Source organism: Micromonospora sp. RP3T (assembly GCF_003027925.1).
GTDB lineage: Bacteria > Actinomycetota > Actinomycetes > Mycobacteriales > Micromonosporaceae > Micromonospora.
Genome location: NZ_PYPS01000066.1, coordinates 1 through 13,572, shown reverse-complemented (window position 1 = coordinate 13,572; position 13,572 = coordinate 1). Strand labels below are relative to the sequence as shown.

The 13,572-nt window shown below is 73.4% G+C and carries 4 protein-coding genes; all 4 read left to right on the top strand.

Features of this window, described 5'->3' with window-relative positions; genetic code table 11:
* Positions 1 to 4,093, top strand: a 4,093-nt coding sequence (locus tag C8054_RS31035) for an SDR family NAD(P)-dependent oxidoreductase (RefSeq protein ID WP_146180016.1), incomplete at its 5' end; no start/stop codon positions are given.
* 7 nt (positions 4,094 to 4,100) lie between these two features.
* Entirely contained in the window at positions 4,101 to 4,673 is a 573-nt protein-coding gene (locus C8054_RS31030; RefSeq protein WP_107162712.1) for a TIGR03086 family metal-binding protein, read from the top strand.
* Positions 4,674 to 4,752: 79 nt separating this feature from the next.
* Entirely contained in the window at positions 4,753 to 5,775 is a 1,023-nt protein-coding gene (locus C8054_RS31025; protein WP_146180015.1) for a 3-oxoacyl-ACP synthase, read from the top strand.
* Between the two features lie 30 nt (positions 5,776 to 5,805).
* A partial coding sequence (locus C8054_RS32170) for a type I polyketide synthase (protein WP_158273911.1) occupies positions 5,806 to 13,572 on the top strand: 7,767 nt, incomplete at its 3' end.

The window sequence follows — 13,572 nt, the reverse complement described above, 5'->3', positions numbered from 1 at the left end:
CACCGAACCCACCCCAACCCCCACCCCCGTCGTCGCCTGGCCCATCTCCGCCCACACCCTGCCCGCACTCCACGCCCAAGCCCACACCCTGCACACCCACCTCACCAACCACCCCGCACCACCCACCGACATCGCCCACACCCTCACCACCACCCGCACCACATTCGACCACCGCGCCGTCATCATCGGCACCCACACCACCGAACTCCTCGACGGCCTACACGCCCTCGCCCACCACCAACCCGCACCACACCTCATCACCAACACCACCCGACCCACCGGCAAAACCGCCTTCGTCTACCCCGGACAAGGCGCCCAATGGCCCGCCATGGCCAGCGACCTCTACCCCACCAACGACGTCTTCACCCACCACATCAACGCCTGCGCCGAAGCCCTCGCCCCCCACACCGACTGGAACCTCATCGACGTCCTCACCCAACAACCCCACGCACCCAGCCTCGACCGCGTCGACGTCGTCCAACCCGCCCTCTGGGCCCTCATGATCGCCCTCACCCGACTCTGGCAACACCACGGCATCCACCCCGACGCCGTCATCGGCCACTCCCAAGGCGAAATCGCCGCCGCCCACATCGCCGGCGCCCTCACCCTCCACGACTCCGCCACCATCATCGCCCTGCGCAGCCAAGCCATCACCACCCTGCCCCACCACGGCGCCATGGCCACCATCGCCCTACCCCACACCCAACTCCACCACGACCTCACCCCCTACCCCGACCTCCACATCGCCGCCATCAACAGCCCCACCTCCACCGTCATCGCCGGCGACACCACCCAACTCGACACCCTCCTGCACCACTACCGCACCCACAACATCCAAGTCCGCAAACTCCCCGTCACCTACGCCTCCCACACCCCCCACGTCGAACCCCTCAAAAACCACCTCATCACCACACTCGCCACCATCAACCCCCAACCCGCCACCATCCCCTTCTACTCCACAGTCACCACCACCCCCCTCGACACCACCCACCTCACCCCCGACTACTGGTACACAAACCTCCGCCAACCCGTCCAACTCCACCCCACCATCACCACCCTCCTCCACCACGGCCACACCACCTACATCGAACCCAGCCCCCACCCCACCCTCACCACCGCACTCACCGACATCACCCACACCACCACCCACCCCACCACCATCACCGGCACCCTCCGCCGCGACCACCACAACCCCACCACCTTCCTCACCAACCTCGCCCACCTCCACACCACCGGCCACCCCACCACCTGGCCCACCACCACCAACCCCCACACCATCAACCTCCCCACCTACCCCTTCCAACACCACCACTACTGGCTCAACCCGCAGAGCCAACGGCCGCTGCTGGAGCCGGCGATCGACCTCCCGGACGGGCGTACCGAGTTCGTCGGGAAGATCTCCATCCGTACGCATCCGTGGCTGGCCGACCACGCGGTGGAGGAGACGGTGCTCGTTCCGGGCGCGGCGATCGCCGAGATGGCGTTGCAGGCCGCGGCACACGGGCCGGCCACGACGGTGGGTGAGCTGACCCTGCACACGCCGCTGTTCCCGCCCGAGCACGGCGAAGCCGACCTGCGCCTCAGCGTCGACCCCGTCGACGGGTCCGGAGCGCGTACGTTCAGCGTCCACGCCCGCACCGACGGCGATCCGGCGTGGACCACCCACGCCTCGGGCGTCCTCACGCCCACCGTGCCGTCCCCGCCGGCGGGCGGTGCCGGGATACCTGCTGACGCGTCCCCCCTGCCCGTGGACGACCTCTACGAACAGCTCGCCGACGCGGGCTACCGGTACGGCCCGAGCTTCCGTGGCCTGCAGGCGGCGTGGCGGCACGGCGACGACGTCTACGCCGAGGTGGTCCTGCCCGCGCCGGCCGAACCGGACGGGTACGGCATCCACCCGGCGCTGCTGGACGCCGCCCTGCAGACGGTCTTCCTCACCGGCGGCACCGACGAACTCCGACTGCCGTTCGCCTGGCGTGACGTCACGTTGACGGCAGGCGGCGCGGACCGCCTCGTGGTCCACGCCCGGGTGTCCGGCCCGGACACGTTGTCCCTCACGCTGACCGACCGGGCCGGCCAGCCGGTCGCCACGATCGGGGCGGTCACCACGCGGCCGCTGCCGGAGGGCTCCGTCGACCGGGGCCGGGCCGCCGTGGCGCGCTCCCTGCTCGGGCCCGGCTGGGAGCCCGCCGCGCCGGTCGGCGCGCCGGCCGGACGGCTGGCCGTCCTCGGTGGCGGCGCCGTCGAGGCGCTGCGCGCGGCCGGGCACACCGTCGACGGGTACGACGACCTACCGGCGCTCCACGACGCCGTGTCGCGCGGCGCCCCCGCCCCGGACATCGCGGTCGTGACGGTGGTCCCCGACGACGCCGAGGTGATGCCAGGGCGCGTCCACGAGGTCACCGTGCGGACGCTACGCCTGCTACGGGAGTGGCTGACCGACGACGGGCTGACCGATGCCCGGCTGGCGATCGTCACCCGTGCCGCGGTCGCGACCGCCGACGGCCGGCACCCCGACCCGGCCGCCGCCGCGGTGTGGGGGCTCGTCCGGTCGGCGCAGACCGAGAACCCGGGCCGATTCCTGCTCGTCGACTGCGCCGGTGAAGCCGATGAGGTCCTCGTCGCGCTCGCCACCGGCGAGGACCAGGTCGCGGTGCGGGACGGCACGCCGCACGTGCTCCGGCTGCGCCGGATCGCGGCGGTCGACGACACCCCACCGCGCACGTTCGATCCGGACCGGACGGTCCTGGTCACCGGCGGCACCGGCACGCTCGGCCGGCTGGTCGCCCGCCACCTGGCGGCCGAGCACGGCGTGCGGCACCTGCTCCTGGCCAGCCGCCGGGGCGCCGCCGCCGCCGGGTTCGTCGAACTCACCGAGGACGTACGCGCCCTGGGCGCCGAGGTCACCGCGGTGGCCTGCGACATCGGCGACCGCGACGCCGTCCGGGACCTGCTGGCGAGCGTGCCGGCCGATCGCCCGCTGGGCGCGATCGTGCACGCCGCCGGAGCACTTGCCGACGGTCTGGTCACCGGCCTCTCCGATGAGCAGGTGGGGGCCGTGTTCCGGCCCAAGGTGGACGCCGCCTGGCACCTGCACGAGCTCACCCGGGACGTCCCGCTCGACGCCTTCGTCCTGTTCTCCTCCATCGCCGGCACGATCGGGACGCCGGGTCAGGCCAACTACGCCGCCGCCAACGCCTTCCTGGACGCGCTCGCCGGCCACCGGCGGGCGGCCGGCCTGCCGGCGACGTCGCTGGCCTGGGGACTGTGGGCGCCCGGCTCCGGCCTGACCGGTGATCTCGACCGCGCCGACCTGGCCCGCCTGCGTCGCATCGGCCTCGTGGCGCTACCCCCGGACCGGGGTCTGCGGCTGTTCGACCTGGCCCTCACCGCGCCGGACGCGGTGCTGGTACCGGCGCAACTGGACCTGGCGCGACTGCGCGCCGACGCCGAGGCCGGCCTGCTGCCGCCACCGCTGCGCGGCCTTCTCCCGGCCACCGCGTCACCGCGCCGGCGTGCCGCGACCGGCGGGGAGACGTCCGACGGCGCCGCGCCGCTCGCCACCCGCCTCGCCGGCCTGCCGGTCGCGGAACGGGAGCAGAGCGTGATCGCTGCCGTACGGGAGCTGACCGGCACCGTGCTCGGACACGGCGGCGACGACGTCGACGAGACCAAGCCCTTCAAGATGCTGGGCTTCGACTCGCTGACCGCCGTGGAGCTGCGCAACCGCCTCAGCGCGATCACCGGGCTGCGGCTGCCCGCCACGATCGTGTTCGACCACCCGAGTCCGATGATCCTCGGCCGGCAGGTGCACTCGCTGCTCTTCCCCGACGCCGAGCCGTCCGGGCCGGAGCTGCTGGACGACCTGGAGCGGCTGGAGTCGGCGCTGTCGGCGCTGTCCCCCGACGAGGTGATGACCGTGGCCGGCGACGACGCGACCCTGGACAAGATCACCGGGCGGATGCGGCGGCTCCTCGTCCGCTGGGACGAACTGCGGGGCACCCCCGCGACGTCCACCGAACAGATCACGTCGGCCTCCGACAACGAGCTCTTCGCGCTGTTGGACCGCCGGCTCGGCAACGGCAGTGAGTGAGGGAGACATGGAGATCATCGAACTGCTCGACGAGGGTTTCGGCTGGACCACGGACCGGGTCCGGTACGTCCGCCGGGACGGCCTGGACGCAGCCACCCCGTGCACCGCGTGGAACCTGCGGACCCTGCTGAACCACACGCTGGGGACGATCGACGTGCTGGCCTGGGCGGTGTCCGGCGACCACGTCCTGACCCAGGCCGGCGCCCACGCGCTGGCCACCGAGGACCGCCTCGGCGACGAGGATCCGGCCGACGCGTTCGTCCGCCGGGTCGACCAGGCCCGCACGGCCTGGCAGGCGCAGGGAGCGCTGGACCGCGAGTGCGCCACCGAGATGGGGCCGATCCCGGCACGCTCGGCGGCCGGCGTCAGCCTCCTGGAGGTCGTGGTGCACGGCTGGGACATCGGGCGCAGCACCGGTGAGGACGTGCCGATCCCGCCGCAGTTGGCCGAACCGGTCCTCGCCTTCGCGCGGCAGTGGCCGCCGGTCGAGATGCAACGCGGCAGCATGTACGCCCTCCCGATCGCCGGCGGCGGCTCCCCGTCCGACCAGCTGCTCCGGCACCTCGGGCGGCAGCCCTGACCGCGCCGACAAGCCGCCCTTTAGGCGTCGCCCGAACACTGGCAGGCAACCGGCAAGGAGGGAACCTGGGATGAACGCCATGTCGATTCGCGTGCTCCCGGTCGGCACCGCGCTGCCCGGTCCACCGGTGGCGACCGCGACACTGGCCCGGCACCTGGGCCTGGCCGCGGAGCCGGCGCGCCGCCTCGGCGACACGTTGGGCATCCGGTCCCGGCACCTCTGCCGGGACCTCGACGGCGGGCCACCGCACGCGACGCTGGCCGACCTCGCCACCACCGCCGCCGGGCAGGCCATGGCGGAGGCCGGCGTGACGTGCGGGGAGATCGGCGGGGTGGTGATGAGCACCGCGACGCCGGACAGCCTCATGCCCGCGACGGTCAACCTCGTCGCCGACCGGCTCGGCATCGACCACGTGCCCTCGTACCAGATCCAGGCGGGCGCCACCGGCGCGCTGCAGGCGATCGGCGTCGCGGCGCAGATGGTGTCGACCGGGCGCCGGCACACCGTGCTGGTCCTGGCCGGCGACGTCAGCACCAAGCAGCTGGAGATCCCGGCGGCTTCGGGAGCCGCGTCCGAGCGCAGCGCGCTCGACGCCGCCTCGTTCGGCGACGCCGCGGCCGCGGTCGTGGTGACCACGCTGGACCGGCCGGGAGCGTACCTGCTGCAGCGGCTGGTCATGCGGCGCGGCACTGCCGGTCTCCCGCCCGGCTACACAGCCGACTGGCACGGCGTCGCCGAGCGCGGGTCCCCCGGCCCGGTGGTCGCCTACGACCGGGACATCATCGCGGAGGCGGTGCCGAAGCTGGCCGGCGACCTGCTGGGTGACCTGCTCGACGGCGTCGGATGGCGCTGCGCCGACCTGGCCCGCCTGCTGCCGCCGCAGCTTCCCGGCGGGCTGGCCGGGATCACCGCGCGACACCTGGCGGTCGCGGCGGACCGCTGCGACAGCGTGGTCGAGGAGATCGGCCACGCGGCGAATTCCCTGCCGCTGTTCCAGCTGGCGCACGCCTACCGCCGGAGCGGACCGGGCGACCCGGTGGCCGGCGTCGCCGTCGATCCCAGCGACTGGTCGGCGGCCGGTGTCGCGCTCCAGCGCATCTGATACCGCCCCGCGTCTCGCAGAGGTCAGGACATGAACAGCAGCAATTCCGAGAACGACAAGCTCGTCGACTACCTCAAGCGGGTCACCGAGGAGCTGTACCGGACCCGCGGCCGCCTGGCCGAGGCGGAGGCGAACGCGCACGAGCCGGTCGCCGTGGTGGGGATGGCCTGCCGTTTCCCGGGCGGCGTGCGGTCGCCGGAGGACCTCTGGCGGCTGGTGGACACCGGTACCGACGCGATCGGCCCGTTCCCGGAGAACCGGGGCTGGGACACCGCCGCGCTGTACGACCCGGACCCGGACCACGCCGGCACGTCGTACTCGGTCAACGGTGGCTTCGTGTACGACGCCGACCGCTTCGATCCGGCGTTCTTCGGGATGAGCCCCCGCGAGGCCCTGGCCACCGACCCGCAGCACCGGCTGCTGCTCGAGACCTCTTGGGAGGCCGCCGAGCGGGCCGGCATCGACCCGGCGAGCCTGCGCGGCAGCAACACCGGCGTCTACGCGGGCGTCGTCTACAACCAGTACGGTGCCCGGTCGCAGACCGCGATCGAGGGTTACTACCTCACCGGCAACGCGACGAGCATCGCCTCCGGCCGGGTGGCGTACCACCTGGGGCTGGAGGGCCCGGCGGTCACCATCGACACGGCCTGTTCCTCGTCGCTCGTCGCGCTGCACCTCGCGGTACGGGCCCTGCGCCAGCGCGAGTGCGGCCTCGCCCTGGCCGGCGGCGCCACCGTGATGGCCGGCCCGATGATGTTCACCGAGTTCAGCCGCCAGCGCGGGCTGGCGCCGGACGGCCGGTGCAAACCGTTCTCCGCCGACGCGGACGGCACGTCCTGGGCGGAGGGCGCGGCCATGCTGGTGCTGGAGCGGCTCTCCGACGCCCACCGCAACGGCCACCCGGTGCTGGCGGTCGTCCGCGGCTCGGCGGTCAACCAGGACGGTGCCAGCAACGGCATGACCGCACCCAACGGCCCGTCCCAGCAGCGGGTGATCCGGGCCGCCCTGGCCGACGCGCAGCTGACCCCGGCGAGCATCGACGCGGTCGAGGCGCACGGTACCGGCACCCGGCTGGGCGACCCGATCGAGGCGCAGGCGCTCATCGCCACGTACGGGCCGGGCCGGGACCGGCCGCTCTGGCTGGGCTCGATCAAGTCGAACATCGGCCACGCCCAGGCTGCGTCCGGAGTCGCCGGGCTGATGAAGCTCATCCTCGCGATGCGGGCGGGGCGGCTGCCGCGGACCCTGCACGTCACCGAGCCGACGCCGTACGTGGACTGGTCCTCAGGCGCGGTGTCGCTGCTCACCGAGGCGCGCGACTGGGACACCGGCGGGGAGCCGCGACGGGCGGCGGTGTCGTCGTTCGGCATCAGTGGCACGAACGCGCACGTGATCGTCGAGTCGGCGCCCGCGTCGCAGGTGCCGGCCCCCGCCGGGCAGCCGGTGGCGCTGCCGTACGTGCTGTCCGCCAAGACCGCGGCGGCGCTGCGGGAGCAGGCCGTCCGGTTGCGGGCGTACCTGGATCAGCGGCCCGAGGTGGCACCGGCGGACGTCGCGTACACCCTGACCCGGCGCCCCACGTTCGGGCATCGGCACACGATCGTGGCGGAAGACCGCGACGAGCTGCTGGCCGGCCTGACCGCGCTGGCCGACCTGGAGACCACCGCCGCACCGGTCCGTGCGGGCAAGTTGGCCATCGTGTTCACCGGTCAGGGCAGCCAGCGGCCCGGCATGGGCCGCGAGTTGTACGACAGCCAGCCGGTCTTCGCCGCCGCCCTCGACGAGGTCTGCGCTCTGCTGGACGAGGGACTCGGTCGTAGCCTGCGGGACGTGCTGTTCGGCGCGCCGGGCACCGACGGCCTGCTGGACCGGACCGCGTTCACACAGGCCGGGTTGTTCGCGCTGGAAGTCGCGTTGTACCGGCAGTTCGCCGCCTGGGGAGTCACCCCGGATCAGTTGGCCGGCCACTCGATCGGCGAGATCACGGCCGCGCACGTCGCCGGGGTGCTCTCGCTGCCCGACGCGGTGACCCTCGTACTGGCGCGCGGCCGGCTCCTGCAGGCGCTGCCCGCCGGCGGGGCGATGGTCGCGGTCGACGCGGCCGAGGCCGAGGTGCTCCCGCTGCTGGCCGGGCGGGACGACGTCAGCCTCGCCGCGGTGAACGGCCCCGCTTCGGTCGTCATCTCGGGCGCCGAGGACACCGTGCTGCGGATCGCCGGGACGCTCGACGAGCGCGGGCACCGCACCCGGCAGCTACGCGTCAGCCACGCGTTCCACTCCCCGTTGATGCGCCCGGCGCTCGCCGGGTTCCGGACGGCGATCGCCGGGCTGACCTTCCGGCCGCCCACCATCCCGGTGGTCACGCGGGGCACGTCCCCGAGCGGCGACGACCTCACCGACCCGGAGTACTGGGTGGAACACGTCGTCGCCGCGGTGCGCTTCGCCGACGTGGTGTCCGCACTGGATTCGGAGGGCGTCACCACGTACCTCGAACTCGGCCCGGACACCACGCTGTCCGGCCTGGTACGCGGCTGCCTGCCGGAGAGCGTCACCGTGCCGGTGCTGCATCCACGGCGGCCGGAGCCCGAGACGGCACTGCGGGCCCTGGTCGAGGTGCACGTCGCCGGCCACCCGGTGGGCTGGCGCGACCTGATCGGCGCCGCCGAGGTGCTCACCGAGCTGCCCACCTACCCGTTCGTGGGTGAGTCGCTCTGGCTCGCCTCCTCGGCCGACATCGGGGACGCGGCCCGGCTGGGTCTCTCCTCGACCGGCCATCCGCTGGTCGGCGCGGCAGTCGACCTGGCCGACGACGGCACGCAGGTGCTCACCGGGCTGCTCGCGACCGACGCCCAGCCGTGGCTGGCCGACCACCGGATCATGGGCGCGCGGCTGCTACCCGGCGCGGCGATGGCGGAGATCGCGATGTACGCGGCGGAGCACGGCGGCTCGGGACGCGTCGAGGAACTGACCCTCGACGCGCCGCTGATCCTGCCCGAGCGGGGCGACATGCCGGTCCAGGTGACCGTGCGCCCGCCGGACGCGGACGGCCGCCGGGCGCTCACCATCCACTCGCGGCCGGACGACGCCGGGTCGTGGACGCTGCACGCCACCGGCCTGCTGGCCGGCGAGCCGGGCGAGGCGGTCGCCCTGTCCGCGTGGCCCCCGCCCGGCGCGTCGGAGGTGGCGGTCGACGACCTGTACGACCGGCTCGCGTCGCGGGGCTACGAGTACGGGCCGGCGTTCCAGGGACTCCGGGCGGCGTGGCGGGACGGTGCGGACGTCTACGCGGAGGTGGCCCTCGACGAGGGTGTCCGGGACGCGCGGCGGTTCACCCTGCATCCGGCTCTGCTCGACGGCGCGTTGCACGCCTTGGCCGTCGCCGCGCGGACGGACACCGACGAGGTGCTGGTGCCGTTCTCGTGGCGCGGGGTGACGCTGCACGGCACGGGAGCGACGGCGCTGCGCGTACGGCTGACCGTCCGGTCCGCGACGGAGGCGGCCCTGGCGGTCGCGGACGCCACGGGCCGTCCGGTGGCGACGGTGGCGTCGCTGCGCCTGCGCGCGGTGGCGCCGCATCAGCTCGCCGACCCGGTCTCCGCGGCGTTGCGGGTGGTCGAGTGGCGCCCGTTGCCGGACGCGCCCGCCGCCGACCCGGTCTCGGCGTTCGTGCTCGGCGCCGGCCCGGCGGGGATGGCCGACCTGCCGGTCGCGGCGCAGCTGGCGGAGATCGCCGAGCGGGCGCCCCGGGTGGTCGTCCATCCGGTGCCGCCACCCGGCAGCGACGATCCCGCCGCGCACGCCCATGCCGTGACCGAGCGGGCGCTGACCGTGGTCCAGCAGTTCCTCGGCGACAACCGGTTCGCCGGCACCCAGCTCGTGGTGGTGACCCGCGGCGCCACCACCGGCGACCTCGCCACCGCGCCGGTCTGGGGGCTGTTGCGCTCCAGCCAGACCGAGCACCCCGGGCGGATCGTCCTCGTCGACCTCGATGCCGACGGCACTGTCACCCCCGGTCTGCTGGCCGCCCTGGTCACCGACGGCCACCCGCAGTACGCCGTGCGCGACGGTGTCCGGCACGTTCCCCGCCTCGCCGCCGCCGGACAGGATCGGCGGCCCCCGCACTGGGACGCCGAGGGCACCGTGCTGATCACGGGTGGCACCGGCACGCTCGGCGGCCTGGTCGCCCGGCACCTGGCATCCCGGTACGGCGTCCGACGTCTGCTGCTGCTCTCCCGCAGCGGGGCCGGTACGCCCGAGGCGGCCCGCCTGCACGCGGAACTCACCGATCTGGGCGCCCACGCCACCATCCACGCCTGCGACATCACCGACCGGGACGCCCTCGCCGCCGAGATCGCCGCGATCGACAGCGACCATCCGCTGACCGCGGTCGTCCACACCGCCGCGGTCCTCGACGACGCGACCGTCACCGCGCTCACCCCGGACCGGTTGCACCCGGTGCTGACGCCCAAGGCCGACGCCGCCTGGCAGCTGCACCAGCTCACCCAGGACCAGCCCTTGTCCGCCTTCGTGCTCTTCTCATCGCTGACCGCCACGCTGGGCGCACCGGGCCAGGGCAACTACGCCGCGGCCAACGCCTTCCTCGACGCCCTCGCGGTGCACCGCCGCGCCGAGGGCCGGCCCGCCACCACCATCGCCTGGGGTCCGTGGGCCGAAGCCTCCGCCATCACCCGGCACCTCACGGACACCGACCTGGCCCGGATGCGGCGGGTCGGCCTGGTGCCGATCGGGACGGAGGACGGCATGCGTCTCTTCGACGAGGCGCTGGCCGCCGGTGACCCGTACCTGGTCGCTGCGCCGCTGGACCTGTCCGCCCTCCGATCGGCCGGTACGGAGACGGTCCCGCCGCTGCTCCGCGATCTCGTCGTCCGGCGCGGCGGGCCCACCCGCGCCCGGGTGAACGGCGGCCCGCGGCTCGCCGGCCTCTCCTCGACCGCGCTGGCCGAGGCCCTGTCCGACCTGGTCCGCGACAACGTCGCCCGGGTGCTGGGCCACTCGTCGCCGCGAGCGCTCGACCTCACCGTGGCCTTCAACCAGCTCGGCTTCGACTCGCTGACCGCGGTCGAGCTGCGCAACGACCTGACCAGCCAGCTCGGCCTGTCCCTGCCGACCACGCTGATCTTCGACCATCCCACCCCGGACGCCCTGACCGGGTACCTGGTGTCCCGGCTGACCGACGAGCAGTCCCCCGCGCAGCCCGAGCGCGCCGCGGTGTCCGGCACGGACGAGCCGATCGCGGTCGTCGGGATGGCCTGCCGGTATCCGGGCGGGCTGCGGTCGCCGGAAGACCTGTGGCGGCTGGTCGATTCCGGTACCGACGCGATCGGCCCGTTCCCCGACAACCGGGGCTGGGACCTGTCCGCGCTCTACGACCCGGACCCCGACCGGCTGGGCACCTCCTACACCCGCCACGGCGGTTTCCTGTACGACGCCGGAGCGTTCGACGCGCAGTTCTTCGGCATGTCGCCGCGGGAGGCGCTGGCCACCGACCCGCAGCAGCGGCTGCTCCTGGAGGTCGCGTGGGAGGCGATCGAGTCGGCCGGCATCAACCCCGCCAGCCTGCACGGCAGTGACACCGGCACCTACGCCGGAATCATGTACCACGACTATGTCTCCCTGGGGCACTCCTCGCAGCTCGAAGGGCTGATCGGCACGGGTACGGCGGGGAGCGTGGCCTCCGGGCGCCTCGCCTACAGCTTCGGCCTGCAGGGCCCCGCCATCACTGTCGACACGGCTTGCTCGTCGTCGCTGGTGGCGGTGCACATGGCCGGTCAGGCACTGCGGTCCGGCGAGTGCTCCCTCGCGCTCGCCGGCGGGGCGACCGTGATGGCCACACCGGGTGTGTTCGTCGACTTCTCCCGGCAGCGGGGGTTGGCGCCGGACGGGCGGTGCAAGTCCTTCGGCGCCGGGGCCGACGGCACCGGCTGGGCCGAGGGGGTGGGCGTCCTGGTTCTGGAGCGGCTCTCCGACGCCCAGCGCAACGGACACCCGGTGCTGGGAATCATTCGGGGCTCGGCGGTGAACCAGGACGGAGCCAGCAACGGACTGACGGCACCGAACGGGCCGTCGCAGGAACGCGTCATCCGTCAGGCGCTGGCGAACGCACGGTTGTCCGCCGCCGAGATCGACGTGGTCGAGGCGCACGGCACCGGCACCTCCCTGGGTGACCCGATCGAGGCGCAGGCGTTGCTGGCCACCTACGGCCGGGACCGCCCGACCGACCAGCCGCTCTACCTGGGATCGATCAAGTCGAACATCGGGCACACCCAGGCCGCCGCCGGCGTCGCCGGCATCATCAAGATGATCCAGGCGATGCGCCACGGCACCCTGCCACGCACCCTGCACGCCGACGAACCCTCACCCCACATCCCCTGGGACGACACCGTACGACTGCTCACCGACCCCCTGCCCTGGCCGACGACACCACGCCCCCGACGGGCCGCCGTCTCCTCCTTCGGCATCTCGGGCACCAACGCGCACGTCATCCTGGAACAGCCCCCGCAGGCCACGGAGGACGTTCCCGACGAGCCGGACGTGCTCCTGCCGTGGCTGTTGTCAGCCAAGACGGACCAAGCGTTGGCCGACTACGCCGCCCGACTACTACCCACAATCGACCAGGCACCCCTCAACGACATCGCCCGAACCCTCGCCACCAGCCGCGCCAGCATGCCCCGACGCGCCGCCATCACCGCCACCAACCCCCACGACCTCCACACCGCACTCACCGCCCTCGCCCACGGCCACGGCCACGACACACCCGCGCTCATCACCGGCAACCCCACCGACGGACGCACCGCCTTCGTCTTCACCGGCCAAGGCAGCCAACACCCCGGCATGGGCAAAGACCTCTACCACACCTTCCCCACCTTCGCCCACGCCCTCGACACCGCCTGCCACCACCTCGACCCCCACCTCGACCGACCCCTCAAAACCCTCCTCTTCGCCGGACCCGGCACCCCCGAAGCCACCCTGCTCCACCAAACCGGCTACGCCCAACCCGCCATCTTCGCCATCGAAACCGCCCTCTACCACCTCCTCCGCGCCACCGGCGTCACCCCCCACTACCTCACCGGACACTCCATCGGCGAAATCACCGCCGCCCACGCCGCCGGCATCCTCACCCTCCCCGACGCCGCCACCCTCATCACCACCCGCGCCCGCCTCATGCAAAACCTCCCCACCGGCGGCGCCATGCTCGCCGTCACCACCACCATCGACGACATCACCCCCCTCCTCACCGAACACACCGCCATCGCCGCCATCAACACCCCCACCAACATCGTCCTCGCCGGACCCCGCCACGACCTCGAACCCATCGCCCACCACCTCCACCAACACCACCACCGCACCCGATGGCTACACGTGAGCCACGCCTTCCACTCCCCCCTCATGGATCCCATCCTCGACGCCCTCACCCACACCGCCGCCACCCTCACCCACCACCCCGCCACCATCCCCCTCATCTCCACCACCACCGGCCAACCCCTCACCCCCACCACCGACTGGCCCACCCACTGGGCCACCCACACCCGCAACACCGTCAACTTCCACCACGCCATCAACCACCTCACCCACCACCACACCACCACCTACCTCGAAATCGGCCCCGACACCCACCTCCTCCCCCACATCACCGCACCACTGACCCTCCCCACCCAACACCACCACAAAAACCCCCAGCGACCGGGCCGAGCCGCTGTTCAGCTTCGAGAGCCTGTCGGCGTACGAGCGGTACCGCTCCCGGTTCGGCGTGGACCCGGAGTTCGTCGCGGCCGACCG